Here is a 23,385-nt window from a genome sequence, read left to right on the forward strand (position 1 = left end):
CTCCCGCCTGTAGCACAGGCTATTGGGCATCAAAGCCAAATGTAAAGTTACTGTTGCTTTTAAATTTCGATCCTTAATTTATTCATATTCCAACATCGCTTTCAAAATTTACGGTACAGTGCCAGATTTAAATGGCCTGCAATTTAACCATCGCAAATTGCAGGCCTTAATTTAATTTTTAAAAAGCTGTTTCAGGTTTAAAACAGGCGCGAGTATGGTGGTTTGATCAGATATCTTGCCAGAGAGTTTGTTAATTTTAATATTGCCTATGGTTACGGAAGCAGTGTCAATAGTATTTATCGTTAGATTATTCACTCTATATCGATCTTTTGCGTTTTCATCTCCAGTTAAGCCAATTTCTGAACGACCTTTGGTATTGATGATTAAATTCTCATAAGAACGACCTTCACTAGAAAAAATAGAATTCACTAGGTTAACGGTTAGTTTGCCCACATTTGTGCCATTGAAGGATTGTATCACTTTTCCGTTTTGATCATTTGTGGTAATTGCTCCAGATAAACTGAATGACTCCACATGACTCAAGTTTGCCTCAAGCGAATCTGCAATGGCTGATACAACCAACATTCTGGAGTTGGAAACGTTTACACCCTTAAATTTAGGAGCGTAAATACTTATCGGAATTGCATTGCTTAAATCTGGATTTCCATTAATTGTGATGTTTAAAAATCCATTGCCATCTACTTCAAATTTGAAATAATCTTTAGCAAAATTGGGCACTTTAATTCCAAATACTTCAGAATTATTTAAATGAATTTCCATTTCTATCCCCTTAGCATCGGCAACGTTTATGAAGTTAAATGGCATCTGGATTGGGATTGCCACTCTTTGGGCAGATTTTTTATTGAAAGGCTCGTTATTGATTTGCTGCCTAGAAATATAGTCTTCGCGCACAACGTAAGCATAATTCATCTTAAAATTTATGGCAATGGTGAGTATTGGCACAATGATTAACAATGTGGCAAGAACGATTAATAATTTGTTACTTGTTTTCATGTTCTAGGCGTTAAAATTTTCTTTAACAAATGTTTCATATTTGGTTTTCAACTCATCGAAACCAATGTTTAATAAATAAATATTCCTGAATACCACCGGCAATTCATCATCCATAAATTGAACCTTTTTATAGCTTTTAACGCCCTCAATTGCATTTTCAGCTACAAAAAAGCCAATTCCTCTTTTATTATTGATGATGTTTTTGTTTTGTAGTAATTCATAGGTACGCATAATCGTATTCGGATTTACTTCTAGCTCTACAGCCAGCTCCCGTACAGAAGGTACTTTTTCGTCGGCTTTCCATTTCCCTAGCAAAATATGTTCACAAACGTATTCTGCTATTTGAAGGTATATCGCCTTGTTGTCTCTAAATTCCATTTTATACCTTTTAAATTATATTTCTTTCTCTTTCAGTCGAACGTAGGTTATCACCCAAAAAAATATGGAGATCACAGCAGATGAAACAAATATGATTGTAAATGCAAGCTGCTCGTTATTCCCCGAATCGGTAATCTTTACCATATTTTCGCCCATTTTTGAAACACAGAGATAAATCACATAGCCGATAATTGAGCATGCGATAAAAACTGAAACCGCAGTTTTGATATAATGAAAGCGGTTAAAGTACACCGAACCCAAAAGAAACATGCTGGTAACCATTACAGGAACACAGGCAAAACCTCTATACTGTTCAAAATTCATTTCACTATTCAGCAATCTTGCCTTAACTAAGGTAGCAGCGCTGTTTTTCCCGATATGAACTGGTGGAAATGCGCTGAAGGTGTTGTTTAGGTATTTGCAGAAAACCAAATCTGTAATGTAAAAGATGAATAGATAGCTTCCTATACCCAAAATGGTCGTGTAAAAAACCCCTGCCAGAAATTTTTCAAAAACAGAAGCAGGTGTCATTAAATCGATAATGGCTTTGGGTTTCTGACCGAGGTTGGTAAAGTAACTGCTTGCCAAAATACTGATGAATAGAAAGCCAACCATTCCAAAAATCGGATATCGGAATCGCAAGCTTATAAATCCATCATCCATTGATGGCAATCCATCACTTGGTTTTGGAATGTTAGTGACATAAAACCCCACCAATACCCCAAAAACTACAATTAAACTTAATAAGTAAATCTTTCCAAAATCCAACCATTGTCTTCGTAACAATAGTCCAAATCTGTTTATGTTAAATGTATTGTTCATGATGGGGGAGATTAATTAAATAACGGCTTAAACTTGATCTTTTCGGCAAGGATGGCATTAAACAGGAGTTCCATATCCAGCTTACTTTCTTCTTGATGATAATTTGGCATTACGGCATTGTAGCCAGAAAGCGATGGCTCGGCATAAATGATGCTGTCATCAACTTCTTTAACTTTTTTGAAAGTTAATTTCTCTGTAATCTCCTGTACCGAAGCTTTTAAGGCTACATCATTTTCATCAAGCATAATTACCGTATCAATTAAATTGTCTAAATCTCTAACTTGATGCGTAGATATGATAATGCAGCGATCATCTGTCATCGCTGAAGCCATAATTTTTCTAAACTGTGCCTTCGAAGGAATGTCTAGCCCGTTTGTGGGTTCGTCCATAATGATGAGTTTGGCTTGTGTTGCTAAACCAAAAGCAATAATTACTTTTTTCTTTTGGCCGTAACTCATGTTAATCAATTTCTGACTAACAGGAATATCAAACTCTTTTAAGAGGTTACCGAAGTATTGGTGGTTGAAGTTTTTGTAAAAAGGCGCATTTGCTTTTATGTATGCAGAAATTTTTACCGAAGGCAAATAAAACTCTTCTGGAATAAAACAGATTTGCTCAAGTAAAGCTGGCTGGCGTTTGGCAGGGTTAAAACCCATTACATCTAATGTCCCGCTTTGGGCGTAAACTAAGCCAGCCATGTTTTTCAACAAGCTCGATTTACCAGCTCCATTTTTTCCGAGCAAACCATAAATGTGGCCGTTGCTCAATTGCATACTCATATTCTTGAACAGTGGCTTATGCTTACTGTAGCCAAAATTAAGATTGTTAATTTTTATCATATCTACTGTATTAGTTAAATAATACACTAAAGTATGTTGTATTTTGATTACCTCCAAATTTTTTACTAATTTTTTTTCCGAAGCCAAAATTTTATAACCCGCTTGTAAAATATCGACTAAAACTTATGGCCCTAAAACTTCCTTAATGCATAGATTGTATGTTTGTATAAAAGAAACGATCATGTCAAAATTATTTTCTCCCCTAAAGCTCAAACACGTAACCTTAAAGAACAGAATTGTAATCTCGCCAATGTGCCAATACTCGGCGGTTGATGGTTTTGCGAATGACTGGCATTTGGTGCATTTAGGAAGCCGTGCAGTGGGTGGTGCGGGGCTCATTATTCAAGAAGCCTCGGCAGTAAGTCCTGATGGAAGAATTACGTATGCAGACTTAGGGATTTGGAAAGATGAACATGTAGAAAAACTAAAACAGATTGTATCTTTTATCCATGAAAATGGCGCCGTTGCCGGAATTCAATTGGCTCATGCGGGTAGAAAGGCCAGTTGCGAAGTGCCTTGGGCGGGTGGCGAACAAATTAGTGAAGGCGAAAACAGTTGGTTGCCCGTTAGTGCTTCAGCAGAGGCCTTTAAACATGGTCAGTTAGTTCCACACGAGATGAGTATCAAAGAAATTCAGGATGTTGTTTTTGCTTTTCGTGCGGCAGCGCAACGTGCTAAAGATGCTGGATATAAAGTGGTAGAAATACATGCCGCACATGGCTACTTGCTGCACCAGTTTTTTAGTCCGCTGAGTAATAAACGCAACGATATTTACGGCGGAAGTTTTGAAAACCGCATCCGTTTTACCATTGATGTTGTTGAAGCAGTACAATCGGTTTGGCCCGAAGAATTGCCAATTTTTGTTCGCATTTCGGCTACAGACTGGACAGAAGGCGGATGGGATGAAAATGACTCTGTTCAGCTGGCGGCGGTTTTAAAAGATAAGGGTGTTGATTTGATTGATACTTCTTCTGGTGGGAATGTACCAGATGCTAAAATTCCGGCTGGCCCAAATTATCAGGTGCCCTTTGCGGATAAAATTAGAAATGAGGTTGGCATTTATACTGGCGCTGTTGGTGTTATTGTAGAGGCCCATCAAGCTGAAGAAATTTTAGAACAAGGAAAAGCCGACTTAATCTTCATTGCTAGAGAATCTTTACGCGACGCCTATTTCCCAATGCATGCCGCTCAAATTTTGGGCGATGAGACGGAATGGCCAAATCAGTACGTAAGAGCTAAAAGAGAAACGTTTAAGAAGTAATGTGCTTTTAACATAAACGCCCTTACGATAAATTTAAATATCTTGAAATTATAATTGATTCATAAATTCTTTGATGATTCGGGCGTTTTAACACGCTGTCCGCTATATCTTTTTGGCTGAAAAAGCCAAAAAGGATGCCGCTTCCATCGTTAACGCAAGCATCTTTGTGCCTAAACCTGATTGAACAGAAAACCCCAATTTTTCATTGGGCTTGGAGTTAAAGCAGGACTGAAGATGCCAAGCACCACTGAACGTTGTTTTCCAAAAAAAAGATTATTTGCCAATTGTCGTTTTTAGTTATTTCTTTTTGTTTCGTGAGTACACGAACCACGGCGGTTGGCTTCCATCGTTAACGCAAGCACCTTTGTGCCCAAACCTGATTGAACGGAAAGCCCCAATTTTTCATTGGGCTTGGAGGTAAAGCAGGACTGGAGATGCCGAGCACCGCTGAACGTTGTTTTCCAAAAAAAAATTATTTGCCAATTATCGTTTTTAATTATTTCTTTTTGTTTCGTGAGGACACGAACCACGGCGGTTGGCTTCCATCGTTAACGCAAGCACCTTTGTGCCCAAACCTGATTGAACGGAAAGCCCCAATTTTTCATTGGGCTTGGAGGTAAAGCAGGACAGAAGATGCCAAGCACCGTTGAACGTTGTTTTCCAAAAAAAGATTATTTGCCAATTGTCGTTTTTAGTTATTTCTTTTTGTTTCGTGAGGACACGAACCACGGCGGTTGGCTTCCATCGTTAACGCAAGCACCTTTGTGCCCAAACCTGATTGAACGGAAAGCCCCAATTTTTCATTGGGCTTGGAGGTAAATCAGGACTGAAGATGCCAATCACCACTGAACGTTGCTTTCCAAAAAAAGATTATTTACCAATTATCGTTTTTAATTATTTATTCTTTGTTTCGTGAGGACACGAACCACGGCGGTTGGCTTCCATCGTTAACGCAATTACCTTTGTGCCTAAACCTGATTGAACGGAAAGCCCCAATTTTTCATTGGGCTTGGAGGTAAAGCAGGACTGAAGATGCCAAGCACCGCTGAACGTTGCTTTCCAAAAAAAGATTATTTACCAATTATCGTTTTTAATTATTTCTTCTTTGTTTCGTGAAGACACGAACCAAGGCGGTTGGCTTCCATCGTTATCGCAAGCGCCATTGTGCCTAAACCTGATTGAACGGAAAGCCCCAATTTTTCATTGGGCTTGGAGGTAAAGCAGGACTGGAGATGCCAAGCACCGCTGAACGTAGCTTTCCAAAAAAAGATTATTTGCCAAATATCGTTTTTAATTGTTTCTTCTTTGTTTCGTGAGTACACGAACCAAGGCGGTTGAGTGATCCTGAACAAAGCTTGGTTTCCAAAACTCCCAGCAAACTCCTTCTCCAGAAATCCTTTTAAAAGTTAACTTTGCGGCATGAGTTTCTACGATTTTGAACATACAAACCCTGAGGATGAAGACATCCACTACATGAAATTAGCACTAGCGGAAGCGCAAAAAGCTTTAGCAGAAGATGAAATTCCGATTGGGGCTATCGTGGTATGTAAGAATAGAATTGTTGGTAGAGGATATAATTTAACCGAGCGTTTTAATGATGTTACCGCACATGCAGAGATGCAAGCCTTTACATCGGCGGCGCAAACCATTGGTGGCAAATATTTAAGAGACTGCACCCTTTACGTAACCATTGAACCTTGTGTAATGTGTGCCGGGGCAAGTTATTGGACTCAAATTAGCCGCATTGTTTATGGAGCCAGAGAGGAGAAACGTGGTTTTATTTCTAAAAATGCAAGCCTATTACACCCGAAAACTGAATTAAAGGGTGGTGTACTTGCAGACCAATGTGCTTTATTGATGAAGGATTTTTTTGCCAGAAAAAGGTAGCAAAAAAAGATTTTATTCATGGGATTTAACTTTACACCATTTTAACACGATGCTTAAACAAAACTTAACCTTTGAATGTTATATTTGCTACAGTAAACATATTTAAAACTTTAAACATAACATATTATGGCTTTTGAATTACCTGCGTTACATTACGCAACCGATGCATTAGAACCGCATATTGATAAATTGACCATGGAAATCCACCATGATAAACATCATCAAGCTTACGTTACCAACTTAAACAAAGCATTGGAAGGCAAGCCTGAATCAAATTCTAGTATCGAGGAAATTGTAAAAAACATTTCAAAATATCCTGCTGCTGTAAGAAATAACGGTGGTGGACACTATAATCACTCTTTATTCTGGAACGTTTTAGGTCCAAATAAAGGTGGTGAGCCAACCGGTGATTTAGCTAAAGCGATAAACGAAACTTTCGGTTCATTTGCTGATTTGAAAACCAAATTACAAGAAGCAGGTGCTACACGTTTTGGTTCGGGTTGGGCTTGGTTATCAGTTGGTGCAGATAAAAAACTTCAAGTTTCTTCTACCCCAAATCAAGATAACCCACTAATGGATATTGCCGAAGTAAAGGGTACTCCAATTTTTGGTATTGATGTTTGGGAACATGCTTATTACTTAAAGTATCAAAACAAACGTCCTGATTATTTAGCTGCAATTTGGAACGCAGTTAACTGGGATGCTGTTGCAGAACTTTATAAAAAAGCGTTGTAAAACTTCATATTGAAATTTGGAAAGCCCGCAAAATCTATTTTGCGGGCTTTCTTGTTTTTAAGATTAATTAATAACTTTGCAGGGTATTAAATTGTTCAAAATGAAGAGGATTGTATTTTTATTCTTAATTGTAATTGGAATGGTTGGGCTAGCAAAAGCGCAACAAAATAAAGTTCCGACACCTGATGAGATTGCAAAAAAGAATGTGGAGGACTTGGATAAAAGATTAAAGTTAAACGATACCCAAAAGAGTGTGGTTTATAGATTTACCTACAACCAAGCTAAGGAACAAGCAGAATTAATTAAAAGGCAACAAGCGGGCAACCCTCGTGAGGATGATGTTGATAAATTTTACAAACTTCAGAATGAAACTTCGAAAAATATTCGCAACGTATTAAAAGGAGAGCAACAAACTGAGTACGATAAAATTATTGAAGAACGCCTAAGTGGTAAAGCAGCCAAAACGGGCAAGAAAAAGAAAAAGGCTGAGGAAGAAGAAGTAGAGGGTGATATTAAGGGTTTGCTATCGGGACCCAAACCGGAGAAACAAAATCCATAAGTTATACGCATAATTGCTAAATGCATAGCAAATCTCCAATACAATAATTGTCATTTCGACAGTGGAGCGAAAGCTTTTTCATTCCTTGTTTAAAAAATCTCTCCATTCCACTGCGCACAACTCGAGAGGTCGGAAAGCATTGCCTAGGCCACGGCAATCTTTAAATTCCTACAACGTCTTTTTTCTTCTTTTGCTTCATCGCTTTGGGGATAATTTGTAAAATTTCTTCCTTTAAAGCATTCAGCATACGCTTTTTGATGAAGTTTTTATGCGTAACCAAACTAATTTCCCTAACGGGTTCTGGTGTTTTGAAATACCGAATTTTGCTGGTTTGCTTGGCGTTAAGCTCTGCAATGGCCAGCTCTGGTAGCAGCGTAGCGCCACCATTCAAATCAACCATCCTAACCAGGGTTTCTACACTGCCAGTATTGTATTCCAAACCTTGTAAACGGTTATTTTTCGTAGAACGACAGATGTTCAAAACCTGATTGCGCATACAATGGCCTTCGTTTAGTAGCCAAATGTTTTCATCATTCAAATCCTCTGCATCAATGGCTTTCTTTTTATAAAGCTTGCTGTTCTTGCTGATGTAACTTACAAAGTTTTCATAATACAAGGGAAGTTCTGTTAAGTTGGCATCGGTTAAAGGGGTTGCCAAAATACCACAATCCAAAACGCCTGTTTTCAAGTTTTGAATAATATCTTCAGTTGTGTATTCCCAAATTAAAAGTTTTAATTCCGGGTATTTTTCTAGCATTGCAGAAATAACCTGGGGTAATAGGTATGGGGCTACAGTGGGTATCACGCCAATTCTTAGCTCGCCTAAAACATCTTGTTGTTGACTATTAATCAGCTCTTTAACTTTGCCGCTTTCTTGGAGAATGATTCGTGCCTGTGCAATAATTTGAGCACCAATTTCAGTTGGGGTAACAGGTTGTTTACTGCGATCGAAAAGTTTTACACTTAACAGTTCTTCTAGCTTTTGCACCTGCATGCTAAGCGTGGGTTGGGTTACAAAGCATTTTTCTGCAGCAGTAACAAAGCTTCTGTAGGTATCTACCGCAACAATATATTCAAGCTGAACTAAAGTCATATAGTTAAAATTGATTTATAAAATCAAATATATCAATTTTAACTATAGAATGTTTATATCAGAAACAGATTTTGAGGAACAAGCGAAAATATTGTTGATCTAGTTTTTGCTTTTAAAATCTTCATAGGCTAGGGCAATACCTTCTGGTAGCTCCACCTTATGTCTCCAGCCTAAATTATGAAGTTTTGTTACATCCATTAATTTTCGTGGTGTGCCATCTGGTTTGCTTGCATCAAAAACCAATTCTCCTTCATAGCCCAAAATATCCTTAATTAACACAGTAAGATCTTTAATGGTCAAATCGTGACCCGTACCAATATTGATTAGGTTTGGTTCATCGTAATTTTGCATTAAGTAGTAACACGCATCCGCTAAATCGTCTGCAAATAAAAATTCACGCATTGGCGAACCAGATCCCCAAATTTCTACTCGCGGGGCGTTGTTAATTTTTGCTTCATGAAACTTACGAATTAGCGCTGGTAAAACATGAGAGTTTTGAGGATGATAATTATCGTTGTAGCCATATAAATTGGTTGGCATAACTGAAATGAAATTGCAGCCATATTGGTCGCGATAAGCATCGCACATTTTTATACCGGCAATTTTAGCTATGGCATAAGGCTCATTTGTATGTTCCAGCGTGCCTGTTAAAAGATAATCTTCCTTCAAAGGCTGGGGAGCCATTTTTGGATAGATGCAGCTTGACCCCAAAAACATCAATTTTTTAACGCCACTTACATAAGCGCTGTGAATCACATGGTTTTGGATTGCCAAGTTTTCGTACAGAAAATCTGCTCTGTATGTATTATTTGCTACAATACCGCCAACTTTAGCTGCTGCTAAGAACACGTATTCGGGCTTTTCCTGATCAAAAAAATCGGCCACAGCTTGCTGATTGCGAAGATCTAACTCTGAGGAAGTTTTAACTAATAGGTTCTCGTAACCCTCTTTTTTTAGTTTACGATAAATTGCTGAACCAACCATGCCACGATGACCGGCAATGTATATTTTTGCGCTTTTTTCCAAGTTATGTGTTTTAACGAATGCAAAAATACGATTGGTTTTATAAAATCTGCTTAGTTATTGAACTAAAAAAGCCAATCGATAAACGATTTAATTGTAAATTTGCCAAAAAAACTTTTGGGTAAAGATAAACTTAGACGTTTTGCAGAAATAGAGACTTTTGCAAATGTGCATCAATTAGAAGAAGGTAAGCCGTTAAAGGGCAAATGGGCAGGCGATCACTTTAAAAATGAAAATCCAATTGTACTGGAATTGGCTTGTGGTAAAGGTGAGTACTCTGTGAATTTGGCTAGGCTATTTCCTGACAAAAACTTTATTGGAATTGACTACAAAGGCAACCGAATTTGGAGAGGTGCTAAAACAGCCATTGAGGATGGAATCAACAATGTTGCTTTTCTGCGTATTCAGATTGAAAACTTACTGGATTATTTTGATGAGGGTGAAATTGATGAAATTTGGATCACCTTCCCCGACCCCCAACCTCAAGATAGTAGAGAAAAGAAAAGATTAACTTTTCCAGCTTTCCTAAACCGATACAAGCAAGCTTTAAAGCGTGGTGGCAAGGTAAATTTAAAAACCGACAACGACCAGCTTTATGCCTATACCTGCGAAAAAGTTAAAGAACTTGACTTGGTTATACACAAAAATACCGATCATTTGTACACATCTGAGTTGGCTGACGAGGTTTTATCCATTAAAACATATTACGAGAAAAAATACTTACTACACGATAAAAACATCAATTACATTCAATTTTCTTTTGAATAGATGAACACTAACTTTTACGAACAGGTTTACGAGGTCGCTAGATTGATTCCGAAAGGAAGAGTGACTTCTTATGGCGCAATTGCTAAAAGTTTAGGGGTAGCTAAATCATCGAGGATGGTTGGACATGCAATGCTTTATGCAGGCTTGGCGCATCCCAACGTTCCTGCACATCGGGTTGTAAACAGCAGTGGTTTGCTTACGGGTAAATTTCACTTTAAAACACCAGACTTGATGGAACAGCTTTTGGCAGCAGAAGGTGTACAAGTTAAAAATGATAAGGTTGTAAATTTCAAAACCGTTTTCTGGAATCCCCTCGAAGAAATGAATCTGTAATTCAACATTCACTCATTCAATCATTCAAAATTCAATCATTCAAAATTCAAATCATGGGTAAATTAGTAGAAGAATTCAATGGCTATCGCGAAAAGATGAACGATAGGATAATGGAAACCGCAAATACAAATATCAAACGCTTTTTCGCCCTAGATACAACATCTTACGCAGAAGGCGCTTTGAATGTAAAGACCAAAGAAATGCTTGGCTTGGTGGCATCGATGGTTTTGCGTTGCGATGACTGCATCAAATATCACCTTGGCAAATGTTTCGAGGCTGGTGTAAACACGGATGAAATGAATGAGATTTTTATGATTGCTAACCTCGTTGGGGGAAGCATTGTAATCCCTCACTACAGAAGAGCAGTTGAATATTGGGACGAGCTTAATTCTTCAGGCTAAATAAGCATAGCCATATTTGTGGTGCAAGATTACGGAATTTAACATTATAAACTCCGTACCCTGCATTATTTCCTGGCCTCATTATATGCTTTAACCAACTCAATAACATCTCTACTATTCAAATCGGTATCAGCCTCTAACTTTGCTTTTAATTGAGCTTGATCTCCAAGTTTTTGAAGCAAAATTGTTTTTACTTCAGGTTTTCGGGCATCTTCAGTTATCGCTTTAATCGGAATTTCTTGTAAAGGCCCCGCTCCTGGCTTTTCTATAAAATATCGAATAACGGGTGCTCCTGCAGGCCTTTCTGGTTCAGCGTTTCTACCCCCGCCAATGCTGATTCCGCCACCCATGCCCATTCCGCCAAAACCCCCAGTTCCTGTTCCAATACCAATTGAAGGCCTGAATTTTACCTTTTTCTCTTTCTGAACAGGTACCAGACTTTCTCCACCAAAAGAATACAGGTTAACCGCACCCATTTCAATTACTTTTACAAACCGATATTCAAAATTTTTCTTATTCGCAAAACCTTTGCTAACATAGCTATTGCCATTCCAAAAGAAATTCTTCACATCTTTTGCAGGCAAAATTACATCCGCTTCATCATTGGCACTTATAAAAACCGAAAAGTAGTCCGTTCCCTTAATGGTGCCTCGAACAACTTCATCGTTATTTTTTACAATAAAATCTTGTGCAAAAAGTTTTCCAACCAAAAATACAAGCCATACTAACGAAGCGAGAAATTTCATAATAATCAAAGTGTTTTACAAATAACGCAAATAATTGGCTTTCTTATCAATTGAGATTAATTTTAATGTTACCTGTTTCGATATCTGAATGTGTTTTTTGAAAATTAGCCAAACTAACTTTCAATTGCTCTAGTGCATAAATCTTAGGGTTAGGATAATTTTTACCTAAGGCATAAAATTTATATACCACATATAGGCAAAGCAAATAATTTTTTACGTCATCTTTTGCTTGAGTATCTGTCATAACTTTGGCTAAATTTTCTCTGTCGATGAAATTCGTCAATCCTACATTTGAAGCTAAATAGGCAACCAAATTTGATAAATTATCTTTTTGATCAACATAGCCATCTTTGGAGTCCTTAATTTCTTCAACAAGTTTTAAATAGGGTGCTATTTCCTTTTCCAAAATGCGCTCATTAACAGCAATCAATCCTTTTGGAACGTAATAGGTGGAGTCTGTTTTGTAAGGATCAACATAAAGATTGATGGTAGCATGGCTTGTTGGGTTTGTGAGCGTATAAACATCAACTATCCCTTGTTTGCCCGATTTGCTTCCTCTTTTAGAAAAATCGATGGTGGAGCCATCAGGCCAACGAAAGCTACCTTTAAGCTTTGTCATTCTGCTTTGCATCGCATTGCGGTCAGCAATATTAGTAAATGCACCGGTTCCAATGGGCTTAATTGAAGTACCATAATCATCGGATTGGCCTTTCAAATTTTCGAAAGTAATGTAAGTTACCAGTTCTGGAGCGGGAAGTTGCGCTTTACAAACTGTTACTGTAAAGCAAATAAGAAATGTACAAATTGTTTTCATAAGGCGTTTTAATTTATGATGCATTAAATATAGATATTCAATAAATTAATTTGATTTTTTATTGAAAAGCAATTTACCGATATGATTAACTTTGGTTACTTTTAACATCTGATGAAATCGGCTCATCAGCATAATCATTAAATCTGTGTAATCACATGAATAATAAAAAACTCTTTCTTTTGGATGGAATGGCGTTGATGTATAGAGCGCACTTTGCATTAAGTAAAAACCCACGTTTCACTTCTACGGGCATTAATACATCGGCGGTAATGGGCTTTACCAATACCTTGCTTGATGTGATAAAGAAAGAAAAACCAACACATATTGCCGTAGTTTTTGATACGGAAGCACCTACAGAACGACATACCTCTTTCGAAGCATACAAGGCACACCGCCAAGCCATGCCCGAAGATTTAGCGGCAGCAATGCCATACGTAATAAAATTGATTACAGGCTTCAATATTCCAGTAATTACTTCTGATGGCTATGAAGCCGATGATATCATCGGTACACTGGCTAAAAAAGCAGAGTTAAAAGGTTATCAAGTTTTTTGCATGACCCCTGATAAAGATTTTGCTCAGCTGGTTTCAGAAAACATTTTCATATACAAGCCTGCAAGAATGGGTAACGACATGGAAATTCTGGGTGTGAAGGAGGTTTTGGCAAAGTGGGAAATAGAAAATGTATTGCAGGTTATCGATATTTTGGGCTTATGGGGCGATGCAGTAGATAACATCCCAGGAATACCAGGCATTGGCGAAAAAACGGCTAAGCTTTTAATTAAGCAATACGGCTCGATGGAGAACATTATTGCAAATTCGCATGAGTTAAAAGGGAAGCAACGTGAAAATGTAGAAAACTTCGCTGAACAGGGCTTAATTTCAAAAAAACTGGCAACCATACTTTTAGATGTGCCTGTAGAATTAGATGAGGCCAGTTTAGAGCTTTGCGATCCAAGCCGAGATTTATTAGAACCCCTTTTCACCGAACTAGAATTTAGAACATTAGGTCGAAGAGTTTTTGGCGATGAGTTTTCGGTTACTACTGCAAAATTTCAAGAGGGTACGCAAACCGATTTATTTGGTAACCAATCTGGTGAGGCCATTCAATATACCAACACTTTGGTTGAGGAAGAACCCGTAGAAAAACTTCCGGCTAAAACCATAGAAAATACAGAACATCATTATCAGTTGGTTGAAACAGCCGAGCAACGTGCAGAATTAATTAAATTATTGCTTACTCAAAATCGAATCTCTTTCGATACAGAAACCACAGGAACAGATGCAAATCTTGCTGAATTGGTGGGATTATCTTTCTGCATAAAACCTGGGGAGGGCTATTACATCCCTGTTCCGGCAGCGCGTGAACAAGCACAGGCCATTGTTGATGAGTTTAAAGTTGTATTAGAAAACGAAAAAATTGATAAAATCGGACAGAACACCAAATATGATATTTTGGTGCTAAAGTGGTACGGTTTGCAAGTGCAAGGCAAGATTTTTGATACCATGCTTGCCCATTACTTAATTGACCCTGATACTCGACACGGAATGGACGTTTTATCGGAAAACTATTTGGGTTACTCGCCAATTTCAATCACCAAGCTGATAGGACCAAAGGGGAAAAATCAGGGAACCATGCGTGATGTGCCAATTGTTGATGTGGTTGATTATGCGGCTGAAGATGCCGATGTTACCTTACAGCTTGCAAACATCTTCGAACCAAAATTGAAAGAGCTTAACGCAGCAAAACTTGCCGAGGAAATTGAAAACCCATTGGTTTATGTTTTAGCAGATATTGAAAAAGAAGGGGTTCGTATCGATATAGAAACGCTCCAAGCCTATTCGAAAGAACTGGAAACAGAGATCATCAAATTTGAGCAGAATGTTTACGAGAAAGCCGGCATCAAATTTAATCTGGCATCGCCAAAGCAACTGGGCGAAGTTTTATTTGATAAACTTCAGCTTGATCCAAAAGCCAAAAAGACAAAAACAGGCCAATACCAAACCGGCGAAGATGTTTTAACAGCCCTTGCCCATAAAAGCGACATTGTGCAGGATATTTTAGATTTCCGCCAGTTGCAAAAATTAAAATCTACCTATGTTGATGCACTTCCTTTGATGGTTAACCCAAAAACAGGTCGGGTTCATACCTCTTACAATCAGGCAGTTGCCGCAACAGGTAGGTTAAGTTCAAATAATCCGAATCTGCAAAACATCCCCATTCGTTCGGAGCGTGGTAGAGAAGTTAGAAAAGCCTTTATTGCCAGAGATGAGGATCATATTTTACTATCTGCCGATTATTCTCAAATAGAACTTAGAATTATCGCCGATATAAGCAAGGAAGAAAATATGTTGGATGCCTTTAGCAAGGGTATCGACATCCATACCGCAACGGCGGCAAAAGTTTACGGAATCGGCATCGAAGAAGTAGATGGAACACAAAGAAGAAACGCTAAAGCCGTAAATTTTGGTATTATTTATGGACAATCGGCCTTTGGTTTATCACAGAATTTAGGGATTCCACGTAAGGAAGCTGCTGAAATTATTGAACAGTATTTCGCCCAATACCCAGGCATTAAACGTTACATGAGCGATACCATGAACTTCGCTCGTGAGAATGGCTTTGTTGAAACGATTATGGGACGCAGGCGCTATTTAAGAGACATCAATTCCGCAAATCAAACGGTGCGTGGTTTTGCAGAACGAAATGCCATAAACGCACCCATTCAAGGTTCTGCTGCTGATATGATTAAAATCGCAATGATTAATATTCACAGAGATATGAAGGCTCAGAACTTAAAATCCACCATGACCATGCAAGTGCATGATGAGCTTGTGTTTGATGTTTTAAGGACGGAGAAAGAAACCATGAAAGCCATTATTCAAGATAGAATGCCCACTGCCATTAAAACCACTGTACCTATTGTTGTAGAAATTGGTGAAGGCGAAAATTGGCTAGCAGCACATTAAAAAGATATGAAACAGCTTTTCTTTTTTTTACTTTTATTTTCACTGCATAAAGATAGATACCTTTTAAAGTTTCTAATAAGGAAGCTAATGTTCTTTAGCATATTAACATAAACTTCGCTCTGAATTGATTTTTCATTATCTTCATTAAATCTTCATCCCTAATATTCAATTTTATATCAACAATTTAACGAGTAAAACAAAAAAATTAGAAACATGAAAAAATTATTGAGTTTAATCGCAATCGCAGCATTTGGTTTAACCACAGCATTTGCTCAAACCCCAGCAACTACTGCACAAGCTAAAAAAGTTGTTAAAAAAGAAGTTAAAAGCACTACGGCTCCGGTAAAAGCTGGCGCAAAAATGGAAGCTAAAAAAGTTGAAACAAAAACAACTACAACGGCGGCTAAAATGAAGGCAGATGGAACGCCAGATATGCGCTATAAAGAAAATAAGGCTAAAGCGGTAACTAAGGTTGCTGGGCCGACTAAAAAAGATGGTACCGCAGACATGCGCTATAAAGCAAACAAAACAACCACTAAAGTGGTTAAAAAGAACTAGGTTTAGGTTTATAATTTGAAAAGGGTCCTGATGAAAATTAGGACCCTTTCTTTTTTATTTATAAATCGATTGTTTCGCCGATGGCTGGTAACAGTAAAGTTTTGTTTTCGCGTTTAAACTTATCAACCGCAACCTCTGTATCGATTTCAATTACCGGAAAAGTGTTATAATGTACGCCGATAACTTTATCGCAATCAAAATACTTGGTTGCAACTAAAGCATCATCAACATCCATGGTGTAATTGCCACCAATGGGCAAAATAGCATAGTCAAGATTGTAAATATCAGCCAAAACCTTCATTTCGATGGTTAAGCCTGTATCACCAGCAAAATAAATCTGCTTACCGTCCACTTCCAAAACGAACCCTGCCGGATTGCCACCATAGCTACCATCTGGCAAACCTGATGAGTGTGTGGCGGTAACCATGCGCACCGTTCCCCAATCAAAAGAGAACTTTCCATAGTTCATCGGGTGAAGCTTTTCAACACCTTGTTTCTGCGCCCATTCTGCTACTTCTGGCATTGCGATAACCGTAGCGCCAGTTTGTTTTGCTAATTCAACCAAATCAGCAACATGATCTCCATGACCATGACTTACCAAAATATAATCTGCTTCGATAGCTTTGGTATCTACATCCTTCGCTAGCGGATTATGCGAAATAAATGGATCAAATAGTAGTTTTTTGTTTGAAGTTTCCAGTAAGAAACAAGATTGTCCGTAATAGGTATATTTCATTGGATTTTAAAATTAGGTCCTAAATTTTGTAGTTGGCTTGAGATAGGTTTAAGGAATGAGACATACAGCCCAAAGCATTTTGGATGGGTTATAGCATATGGCCATCCGGTCTCTTCACTTTGAATTTATCTCCAGGTGAATCCCGAATTCACTTTATTTGTTTATTGGCCGAACATTCCGCCTAAACCACCAAGCATGTCTTTTGCTGAAGCTTGCATTTCTGTAGCGCTCACCTCTTCTGCGCTTGCAAGTGCCTTGTTTATAGCGGTCTGCAACAATTCTTCAATTTCTTCTTTATCCGCATTTTTCAAAAATTCTTCACTTATTGATACGCCAGTGATGTTTTTATTGGCAGTTGCAGTAATTTTGATGGCACCATTTTCTACCTCGCCATATACCGAAATGGTATCCAATCTTTTCTTAATCTCTTCAGCTTTTTGCTGTGCTGCGAATAATTTATCAAACATAATTTTTTGTTTTTTTATAAACGATTTAAATCAAGTTGTGTTTTAATCTTTTAACGATGAATAAATATTAATTTAAGTTAATCCTCATCCGTTCCTGGCAAACTTCCATTGCCATGATAAGCACCCTTGCGTATAATTGGCATATTGAAATGTTTATACAAATCATCCAAGTGCATTAAACTACCATTGGTTAAATTACCCAAGAAAATAATTACGATGTTTTTATCTAAATCTCGAACGTAGATGTGTCTGAAGCCATGCCACCAACCCGTGTGATAAACAACTTTATCCATACCTGCTCCATCAAACATTCTCCAACCATAACCATAGTTAAAATGACCATTAACAGGCTTATTATGGCCTTTATAGGCTGAATCTAAGCTTGTTTTAGACAATAATCTGCCGTTTTTCAAATACTTATCAAAGAGTACCAAATCATGCACAGTGCTGTAGATGCCTTTATCTCCAACGGGTCCATCCAGAAAGTTTTGTGCAACGGAATATTTCCAAGTACGATCATGACCAACCACATCAACAGGAACTTTTTCATACTCTGTGGTACTGTAAACGTGTGTGTGTTTTAAGCCTGCTGGCTTGAAAACATGCTCCATCATGTATTGAGAATATCGTTGCCCAGTAACTTTTTCTATAATGGCGCCTAACACCATAAAATTAGAGTTGTTATAATGGAATCTGTTATCAGGTTTAGTGTAAGGATTGGGTTTCTTCTCTGCAATAACATTCATCACTTCTTGGTTGGTTACCCCCTTTTTCATGTTTCGCTTTTCCTTGCGCCAAATGTCATCGATAAAGTAAACATAGTTCATCATCCCACTTCGGTGCGTAAGCAAGAGCTTTACGGTAATTCCCTCATATGGGAAATTTGGAAAAAACTTCTTCACATTATCGTTTAGAGAAAGTTTTTTAGCCTCTAACAATTGCATAATTGCAGTACCTGTAAAGGTTTTGGTAATGGATGCCAGTTCAAACTCTGAATTTATTTTTAAGCTATCACGATGTAGATAGTCTGCCCAACCAATGGCCTTCTCATATAAGATTTTCCCATCTTTAGCCACAAGCATATTGCCATTGAAACCATATTTCTTATGTAGGTTATCTACAAAATTGGCTATCCATTTATCACCCTTTTCAGGATTATATGCTACTAAAATACTGTCCGCCTTATCGTCATCTTTGGTGCGGATTTTTTTCTCAGCAGCTTTTTTCTCTTCAGATTTTTTGCTTGAACATGCGGTGAATAAGGTTATGGAGATTGCTAATGCTGAAACTATACTACGAAAATTCATCTATATCGGGATACTTATTTTAAAACCCGAAAATTAAAGAAATTTGTAGCGCAAAAGGGAAAGAGTTTTACACATTTTCGCAATTATTATTGTACCAACACTCGAAAAGATGCCCTTTACTTCCATAAACAGGATCGCTATCAGGATTTTTTACTCTCGCAATATCTTCATCTGCTTCAGGTCGCTCTTCAGGCTTGCCATATTTAATATTATAGTCGAGCCCATTTGGGTATGCTCCAACTACTTTGAAATCCTCACTAGAATTCAGATTTCTGTGGGCAACTCCTGCAGGAATTAGCACTACATCTCCTTTATCCAGTTCTACGCATACGCCATGTTCGCCCCCAAATTGAACTTCTGCTTTTCCACTAAAAACACCCATTACTTCATGTGTATTGCTATGATAATGGTCGTAATTAAATATTCCATTTACCCAAGCATTAGTATAGCCATTGGTTGCAAAAACTTTTTTTATTGCATCTTCTGTATCGTCTGGATGAATTAGAAAAGCACCTTTATAAATCATTAGGGGTAACTTTGGGTTATTCGGAAAATTCCCATTCTCTTCTATTTTATGCGCAACCAAATAGGCTTCTTGTATCAATTTATCTTTATCCATGATTTTGTATTTCATTATAAACAAAGTAATTGATGAAGGGTTTGGTGATGGTGGGATTTATAGGTAATTCCTGTTCGGTGGGATAGCAAGTATTTTAATTCTTCCGAAGATCAGAATGATACATGGAGATTTATACAAACAAAAAGAGCTACCTTTTGATAGCTCTTTCTATTTTTAGAATCCTTCAACAAGTTCAGGAGTAAATTGTAATTATGCAAGTAACCGAATTGGTTCTTCTAATAAGCCCTTTAGCGTTTGTAAGAATTGTGCTCCGGTTGCCCCATCCACCACACGGTGATCGCAACCTAAAGTCAATTTCATTACGTTACCAGGAACTACAGCACCATTTTTAACAACAGGCACTTGTTGTATTGCACCTACCGATAAAATTGCACCATCAGGAGAGTTGATAATCGATGTAAACTCATCAATGCCAAACATACCTAAATTAGAAACTGTAAAAGTTGAGCCTTCCCAATCTGCAGGTTGTAATTTTTTTGCTTTTGCTTTACCGCCGAAATCTTTTACCTCAGCAGAAATGTGTGATAGAGATTTACCATCAGCGAAGCGAACAACAGGTACTAACAAGCCATCTTCCACGGCCATAGCCACACCAATGTTTGTATGTTCATTGAAACGGATTTTATCTCCACCCCATGATGAGTTAACTGCTGGATGTTTCTTCAACGCCACAGCAACGGCCTTGATAACGATATCGTTAAATGAAACCTTAACAGGAGCAACTGCATTGATTGCTGTACGAGCAGCCATCGCGTTGTCCATATCGATACTAATGGTTAAATAGAAATGTGGTGCAGTAAATAAGCTTTCTGCCAAACGTTTCGCAATAACTTTACGCATTTGAGAAACAGGTGCCTCTGTAAATTTAACTTCGCCAGCATAGGTTGGTATAACTGGAGCTGAAGCAGCAGGTTTATCTGTATTACCGGCGCTTTCCGCTTTTGGCTTTCCGCTTTCCCCTTGTGCAGCAGGTTTAAAGTTTTCGATATCTTTTTTAATGATTCGACCGCCTTCTGCACTTCCCGCAACTTGGGCCAAATCAATACCCTTATCTTTAGCTATTTTTTTAGCCAATGGCGACGCCTTTACACGACTGTCAGATGAAGTTTCGGCAACTGGAGCAGAGGTTGCATCAGCAGTTGTAGATTGTTTTTCTTCTTTAGGTGCTTCTTCTTTACTTTCAGTTTTTGCAGCTGGAGCAGATCCGCCTGCTAAAATTCCGCTAACATCTGTCCCTTCGGGACCAACGATTGCGATAATCCCATTAACTTTTGCGGCTGAACCTTTTTCTACGCCAATATGTAGCAAAGTACCAGTTGCATAGCCCATCACTTCCATAGTTGCCTTATCGGTTTCTACATCAGCTAAAACATCATCATCCTTAACTTTATCGCCAACTTTTTTATGCCATTCAGCAATTACGCCTTCAGTCATGGTATCGCTTAACAAAGGCATACGAATTACCGTAACACCTTTTGCTGCTAACTCTTCTTCGCTTAAGCCACCGCCTTGAGCAGGGGCTTCCTGTTTCTTATCTTCAGTTTTAGGGGCTTCAGCTACATCTGCTTTTGGAGCTTCTGCTTTAGCTGACCCACCGGCCGCATCAATCGCTGCCTGAAAATCTTCACCTTCTTTTCCAATTACCGCGATAATAGCATCAATAGGAACACCTTTTCCTTCTTCAACACCAATATGTAATAAAGTACCTTCCTCGTAAGATTCCAGATCCATTGTTGCTTTATCGGTTTCTACCTCAGCAAGCACATCACCACTTTTTACTTTATCGCCAACTTTAACATGCCATTTTGCCAATACCCCTTCTGTCATGGTATCGCTCATTTTGGGCATTCTAACTACTTCAGCCATTATATATTATTAATTGAAAATCTTAAAATTATTAGTCCATTACGTAAGGATAGTCCGTCTGCATATATACATCTTTGTATAATTCAGAAGCATCTGGCCAAGGCGATTCTTCAGCAAATTTCACAGCTTGATCTACTGTTGCTTTTACTTTAGCTTCAACTTCTTCAATCCAAGCCTGATCTGCATACTTTTCTTTAAGAATAGTTTCTCTTGCAAGTTCTACTGGATCTTTTGCTTTATAATCTTCTAATTCTTCTTTTGTACGATATTTTGCTGGATCTGACATCGAGTGACCGCGGTAACGGTACGTTCTCATTTCCAAGAAAGTTGGTCCTTCACCTTTACGTGCACGTTGAATGGCCTCATCCATGGCATTATGTACCGCAACTGGGTCCATACCATCAACTGGCGCACATGGCATATCGAAACCTAAACCAATTTTATAAATATCAGTCATGTTTGTGGTACGTTGTACCGAAGTACCCATGGCATAACCATTATTTTCGCAAACAAAAACAACTGGTAATTTCCAAAGCATAGCCATGTTAAATGTTTCGTTTAATGCACCTTGACGCACAGCGCCATCGCCCATGTAACAAATGTTAACATTATCTGTTCCTTTGTATTTTTCTGCAAAAGCAACTCCAGCACCTAAAGGGATTTGACCACCAACAATTGCATGACCGCCGTAGAAATTATGTTCTTTGCTAAACATGTGCATTGAACCACCTTTACCTTTAGAACAGCCAGTAGCTTTACCATACATTTCAGCCATAATGCTATCTGCACTTACGCCCAATGCTAAAGCATGCGCATGATCACGGTAAGTAGTAATCATTGAATCTCCTTTTTGCATTGCAGATATAGCACCTGCAACTACAGCCTCTTGTCCAATGTATAAATGACAAAAGCCACGAATTTTTTGTTGTCCGTATAACTGACCCGTTTTCTCCTCGAATTTACGCATAAGCAACATCGACTCGAACCACTTTAACCAGGTATCTTTATTTATTTCTACTGCACTCATTTTAGGGTATTTGTTTTTTTGCGACAGCAAATCTAATTTTTTATTGTAATAAAATGAACTATTTAGTGTAAAATGAACACGATAAAGACATCAAAATGAAAAATAATTTATCAAACTTGCTTTTGTAATAGACTTTAAATCTAATTAGAATGTTTTGGATAAAAAAATGTATTTGAAACGCTCCTATTGTGTTTTTTGAACCAATAAAATGCATAACTAAGTTATCCAAGAAGTATATTATTGATTTATCAATTACGATGAATTATAATTTGGCAAAAAGCAATGCGAGTAAAATTAATAGCGGATTAGTTTTTAATTAGAATAACGATTCAAAAACAGACCAATGAGTTAAGTTATAAACAGTTTTATGACTATTTAAATGAATATAAGGGTTATATACACAAAAAATGTTAATAACTTTAACTTTATAGCCCAAAACATTTGGATAACATTTGTATTATTAATACTTTTGAAATCCGACAATAAGCCCATGTGGTTTACGTTAATGTGTAAGTGAATACCCAAACATAACTGTATAACATGATTAAAAAATTTTTGTTTTCATCCCTAATCGTAATTTGCACGCTCTCAGTTGCATTTTCGCAAACAAAAACAAAAGAATCTGGTAAAGACCTTAATGATCCCGACAACTTAGCTTCCCAATATTTCTCACAAGTGATGGGTGTAGCTGTAGATGCGACTTCGAACTTAAAATTATATAAGTTTGTTTATGAATGGATTGGAACGCCCTACAGTTTCGGAGGAAACAGCAAAAAAGGGATTGATTGCTCTGCTTTTACAAAAGCGATCTACGACAAAGTTTTCAACACAACAATAAGACGCAATTCTCGCGATATCTTCAGTATGGTTGACCCATTATCCAAAGAGGATTTAAAAGAAGGCGATTTGGTTTTCTTCAAAATAAAAAGTAGAAGTATTTCACATGTTGGTATTTACTTAGGCGACAACAGATTTGCTCACGCATCTAGTTCTCGTGGTGTAGTAATCAGTAATTTAAACGAACCCTATTATAGCCGCTATTTTTACAAAGGCGGCCGCGTTTTAGAATCGTTCAAAAAAGAATTTACAGTAGAATAGTAATTTGGAGTTAACCAATTGTGTTAACCTCCATCAAAATACAA

24 protein-coding genes are annotated in these 23,385 nt (G+C 37.7%); 10 read left to right on the forward strand and 14 right to left on the reverse strand.

Annotation, left to right across the window (positions count from 1 at the left end):
- Positions 1–171 precede the first annotated feature (171 nt).
- From DHW03_RS09150 to DHW03_RS09165, 4 genes are read right to left on the reverse strand one after another with little or no spacing between them, the layout of a single operon-like run.
- Positions 172–1,014, reverse strand: a complete 843-nt coding sequence (locus DHW03_RS09150) for a hypothetical protein (protein ID WP_109925438.1) — start codon at positions 1,012–1,014, stop codon at positions 172–174.
- Between the two features lie 3 nt (positions 1,015–1,017).
- Entirely contained in the window at positions 1,018–1,392 is a 375-nt protein-coding gene (locus tag DHW03_RS09155) for a GntR family transcriptional regulator (RefSeq protein ID WP_109925439.1), read from the reverse strand.
- Positions 1,393–1,407: 15 nt separating this feature from the next.
- A complete protein-coding gene (locus DHW03_RS09160; RefSeq protein ID WP_109925440.1) occupies positions 1,408–2,214 on the reverse strand; it encodes a hypothetical protein in 807 nt (268 codons plus the stop codon).
- A gap of 11 nt (positions 2,215–2,225) precedes the next feature.
- Positions 2,226–3,053, reverse strand: coding sequence for an ABC transporter ATP-binding protein (locus tag DHW03_RS09165; protein WP_109926006.1), 828 nt, complete (start codon positions 3,051–3,053; stop codon positions 2,226–2,228).
- Positions 3,054–3,234: 181 nt separating this feature from the next.
- Between DHW03_RS09165 and DHW03_RS09170 the strand changes: the two genes are divergently transcribed.
- The 4 genes from DHW03_RS09170 to DHW03_RS09195 all read left to right on the forward strand — a co-directional run bounded on the left by DHW03_RS09170 (position 3,235) and on the right by DHW03_RS09195 (position 7,495).
- On the forward strand, positions 3,235–4,314 hold the full coding sequence (locus tag DHW03_RS09170) for an NADH:flavin oxidoreductase/NADH oxidase (protein ID WP_109925441.1): 1,080 nt from the start codon (positions 3,235–3,237) through the stop codon (positions 4,312–4,314).
- A gap of 1,419 nt (positions 4,315–5,733) precedes the next feature.
- Positions 5,734–6,201: a nucleoside deaminase gene (locus DHW03_RS09185; RefSeq protein ID WP_109925444.1), complete on the forward strand. Its 468-nt coding sequence runs from the start codon at positions 5,734–5,736 to the stop codon at positions 6,199–6,201.
- 126 nt (positions 6,202–6,327) lie between these two features.
- Positions 6,328–6,936, forward strand: a complete 609-nt coding sequence (locus tag DHW03_RS09190) for a superoxide dismutase (RefSeq protein ID WP_109925445.1) — start codon at positions 6,328–6,330, stop codon at positions 6,934–6,936.
- A gap of 100 nt (positions 6,937–7,036) precedes the next feature.
- Complete coding sequence (locus tag DHW03_RS09195; protein ID WP_109925446.1) at positions 7,037–7,495, forward strand: hypothetical protein; 459 nt, start codon at positions 7,037–7,039, stop codon at positions 7,493–7,495.
- 160 nt (positions 7,496–7,655) lie between these two features.
- On the opposite strand, the gene DHW03_RS09200 is transcribed toward DHW03_RS09195, so the two are convergent.
- Both DHW03_RS09200 and DHW03_RS09205 read right to left on the reverse strand, forming a co-directional pair.
- Entirely contained in the window at positions 7,656–8,588 is a 933-nt protein-coding gene (locus DHW03_RS09200) for a hydrogen peroxide-inducible genes activator (RefSeq protein ID WP_109925447.1), read from the reverse strand.
- 99 nt (positions 8,589–8,687) lie between these two features.
- Positions 8,688–9,614: a GDP-L-fucose synthase family protein gene (locus DHW03_RS09205; RefSeq protein WP_109925448.1), complete on the reverse strand. Its 927-nt coding sequence runs from the start codon at positions 9,612–9,614 to the stop codon at positions 8,688–8,690.
- A gap of 114 nt (positions 9,615–9,728) precedes the next feature.
- Between DHW03_RS09205 and trmB the strand changes: the two genes are divergently transcribed.
- The 3 genes from trmB to DHW03_RS09220 are packed head-to-tail and all read left to right on the forward strand — an operon-like array spanning position 9,729 to position 11,113.
- Positions 9,729–10,379: a tRNA (guanosine(46)-N7)-methyltransferase TrmB gene (gene trmB / locus DHW03_RS09210; RefSeq protein ID WP_109925449.1), complete on the forward strand. Its 651-nt coding sequence runs from the start codon at positions 9,729–9,731 to the stop codon at positions 10,377–10,379.
- Positions 10,380–10,712: an MGMT family protein gene (locus DHW03_RS09215; RefSeq protein WP_109925450.1), complete on the forward strand. Its 333-nt coding sequence runs from the start codon at positions 10,380–10,382 to the stop codon at positions 10,710–10,712.
- Between the two features lie 53 nt (positions 10,713–10,765).
- Positions 10,766–11,113: a carboxymuconolactone decarboxylase family protein gene (locus DHW03_RS09220; protein WP_109925451.1), complete on the forward strand. Its 348-nt coding sequence runs from the start codon at positions 10,766–10,768 to the stop codon at positions 11,111–11,113.
- Positions 11,114–11,178: 65 nt separating this feature from the next.
- Here DHW03_RS09220 and DHW03_RS09225 read toward each other — a convergent pair whose 3' ends face one another.
- On the reverse strand, positions 11,179–11,859 hold the full coding sequence (locus tag DHW03_RS09225; RefSeq protein WP_109925452.1) for a hypothetical protein: 681 nt from the start codon (positions 11,857–11,859) through the stop codon (positions 11,179–11,181).
- Positions 11,860–11,905: 46 nt separating this feature from the next.
- On the reverse strand, positions 11,906–12,673 hold the full coding sequence (locus tag DHW03_RS09230; protein ID WP_109925453.1) for a hypothetical protein: 768 nt from the start codon (positions 12,671–12,673) through the stop codon (positions 11,906–11,908).
- A 155-nt stretch (positions 12,674–12,828) separates the two neighbouring features.
- Here DHW03_RS09230 and polA point away from each other — a divergent pair, with 155 nt between their 5' ends.
- Complete coding sequence (gene polA, locus DHW03_RS09235) at positions 12,829–15,642, forward strand: DNA polymerase I (RefSeq protein WP_109925454.1); 2,814 nt, start codon at positions 12,829–12,831, stop codon at positions 15,640–15,642.
- A 213-nt stretch (positions 15,643–15,855) separates the two neighbouring features.
- Positions 15,856–16,200: a hypothetical protein gene (locus tag DHW03_RS09240; protein WP_109925455.1), complete on the forward strand. Its 345-nt coding sequence runs from the start codon at positions 15,856–15,858 to the stop codon at positions 16,198–16,200.
- Positions 16,201–16,258: 58 nt separating this feature from the next.
- On the opposite strand, the gene DHW03_RS09245 is transcribed toward DHW03_RS09240, so the two are convergent.
- The 6 genes from DHW03_RS09245 to pdhA form a co-directional block, all read right to left on the reverse strand.
- Positions 16,259–16,936 (reverse strand): metal-dependent hydrolase, encoded by a 678-nt coding sequence (locus DHW03_RS09245; protein ID WP_109925456.1) that lies wholly within the window; start codon positions 16,934–16,936, stop codon positions 16,259–16,261.
- Positions 16,937–17,097: 161 nt separating this feature from the next.
- Positions 17,098–17,403 (reverse strand): YbaB/EbfC family nucleoid-associated protein, encoded by a 306-nt coding sequence (locus DHW03_RS09250; protein ID WP_109925457.1) that lies wholly within the window; start codon positions 17,401–17,403, stop codon positions 17,098–17,100.
- Between the two features lie 77 nt (positions 17,404–17,480).
- Positions 17,481–18,710, reverse strand: a complete 1,230-nt coding sequence (locus tag DHW03_RS09255) for a serine hydrolase domain-containing protein (protein ID WP_109925458.1) — start codon at positions 18,708–18,710, stop codon at positions 17,481–17,483.
- A 67-nt stretch (positions 18,711–18,777) separates the two neighbouring features.
- Positions 18,778–19,344, reverse strand: a complete 567-nt coding sequence (locus tag DHW03_RS09260) for a cupin domain-containing protein (RefSeq protein ID WP_240618506.1) — start codon at positions 19,342–19,344, stop codon at positions 18,778–18,780.
- 195 nt (positions 19,345–19,539) lie between these two features.
- A complete protein-coding gene (locus tag DHW03_RS09265; protein WP_109925459.1) occupies positions 19,540–21,216 on the reverse strand; it encodes a pyruvate dehydrogenase complex dihydrolipoamide acetyltransferase in 1,677 nt (558 codons plus the stop codon).
- A 31-nt stretch (positions 21,217–21,247) separates the two neighbouring features.
- Complete coding sequence (gene pdhA, locus DHW03_RS09270) at positions 21,248–22,243, reverse strand: pyruvate dehydrogenase (acetyl-transferring) E1 component subunit alpha (RefSeq protein ID WP_109925460.1); 996 nt, start codon at positions 22,241–22,243, stop codon at positions 21,248–21,250.
- Positions 22,244–22,783: 540 nt separating this feature from the next.
- Here pdhA and DHW03_RS09275 point away from each other — a divergent pair.
- Positions 22,784–23,341 carry a C40 family peptidase gene (locus tag DHW03_RS09275; protein WP_109925461.1) on the forward strand — a complete coding sequence of 186 codons (558 nt, stop codon included), beginning with the start codon at positions 22,784–22,786 and terminating at the stop codon, positions 23,339–23,341.
- Positions 23,342–23,385 lie beyond the last annotated feature (44 nt).

Source organism: Pedobacter yonginensis (genome assembly GCF_003173595.1).
GTDB classification, from domain to species: domain Bacteria; phylum Bacteroidota; class Bacteroidia; order Sphingobacteriales; family Sphingobacteriaceae; genus Pedobacter; species Pedobacter yonginense.

What these genes read in the sequence shown, in the direction of transcription:
- DHW03_RS09150 (WP_109925438.1), bottom strand. Translation starts at nt 1,014, where the DNA reads ATGAAAACAAGTAACAAATTATTAATCGTTCTTGCCACATTGTTAATC.
- DHW03_RS09155 (WP_109925439.1), bottom strand. Translation starts at nt 1,392, where the DNA reads ATGGAATTTAGAGACAACAAGGCGATATACCTTCAAATAGCAGAATAC.
- DHW03_RS09160 (WP_109925440.1), bottom strand. Translation starts at nt 2,214, where the DNA reads ATGAACAATACATTTAACATAAACAGATTTGGACTATTGTTACGAAGA.
- DHW03_RS09165 (WP_109926006.1), bottom strand. Translation starts at nt 3,053, where the DNA reads ATGATAAAAATTAACAATCTTAATTTTGGCTACAGTAAGCATAAGCCA.
- DHW03_RS09170 (WP_109925441.1), top strand. Translation starts at nt 3,235, where the DNA reads ATGTCAAAATTATTTTCTCCCCTAAAGCTCAAACACGTAACCTTAAAG.
- DHW03_RS09185 (WP_109925444.1), top strand. Translation starts at nt 5,734, where the DNA reads ATGAGTTTCTACGATTTTGAACATACAAACCCTGAGGATGAAGACATC.
- DHW03_RS09190 (WP_109925445.1), top strand. Translation starts at nt 6,328, where the DNA reads ATGGCTTTTGAATTACCTGCGTTACATTACGCAACCGATGCATTAGAA.
- DHW03_RS09195 (WP_109925446.1), top strand. Translation starts at nt 7,037, where the DNA reads ATGAAGAGGATTGTATTTTTATTCTTAATTGTAATTGGAATGGTTGGG.
- DHW03_RS09200 (WP_109925447.1), bottom strand. Translation starts at nt 8,588, where the DNA reads ATGACTTTAGTTCAGCTTGAATATATTGTTGCGGTAGATACCTACAGA.
- DHW03_RS09215 (WP_109925450.1), top strand. Translation starts at nt 10,380, where the DNA reads ATGAACACTAACTTTTACGAACAGGTTTACGAGGTCGCTAGATTGATT.
- DHW03_RS09220 (WP_109925451.1), top strand. Translation starts at nt 10,766, where the DNA reads ATGGGTAAATTAGTAGAAGAATTCAATGGCTATCGCGAAAAGATGAAC.
- DHW03_RS09225 (WP_109925452.1), bottom strand. Translation starts at nt 11,859, where the DNA reads ATGAAATTTCTCGCTTCGTTAGTATGGCTTGTATTTTTGGTTGGAAAA.
- DHW03_RS09230 (WP_109925453.1), bottom strand. Translation starts at nt 12,673, where the DNA reads ATGAAAACAATTTGTACATTTCTTATTTGCTTTACAGTAACAGTTTGT.
- polA (WP_109925454.1), top strand. Translation starts at nt 12,829, where the DNA reads ATGAATAATAAAAAACTCTTTCTTTTGGATGGAATGGCGTTGATGTAT.
- DHW03_RS09240 (WP_109925455.1), top strand. Translation starts at nt 15,856, where the DNA reads ATGAAAAAATTATTGAGTTTAATCGCAATCGCAGCATTTGGTTTAACC.
- DHW03_RS09245 (WP_109925456.1), bottom strand. Translation starts at nt 16,936, where the DNA reads ATGAAATATACCTATTACGGACAATCTTGTTTCTTACTGGAAACTTCA.
- DHW03_RS09250 (WP_109925457.1), bottom strand. Translation starts at nt 17,403, where the DNA reads ATGTTTGATAAATTATTCGCAGCACAGCAAAAAGCTGAAGAGATTAAG.
- DHW03_RS09255 (WP_109925458.1), bottom strand. Translation starts at nt 18,710, where the DNA reads ATGAATTTTCGTAGTATAGTTTCAGCATTAGCAATCTCCATAACCTTA.
- DHW03_RS09260 (WP_240618506.1), bottom strand. Translation starts at nt 19,344, where the DNA reads ATGAAATACAAAATCATGGATAAAGATAAATTGATACAAGAAGCCTAT.
- DHW03_RS09265 (WP_109925459.1), bottom strand. Translation starts at nt 21,216, where the DNA reads ATGGCTGAAGTAGTTAGAATGCCCAAAATGAGCGATACCATGACAGAA.
- pdhA (WP_109925460.1), bottom strand. Translation starts at nt 22,243, where the DNA reads ATGAGTGCAGTAGAAATAAATAAAGATACCTGGTTAAAGTGGTTCGAG.
- DHW03_RS09275 (WP_109925461.1), top strand. Translation starts at nt 22,784, where the DNA reads ATGATTAAAAAATTTTTGTTTTCATCCCTAATCGTAATTTGCACGCTC.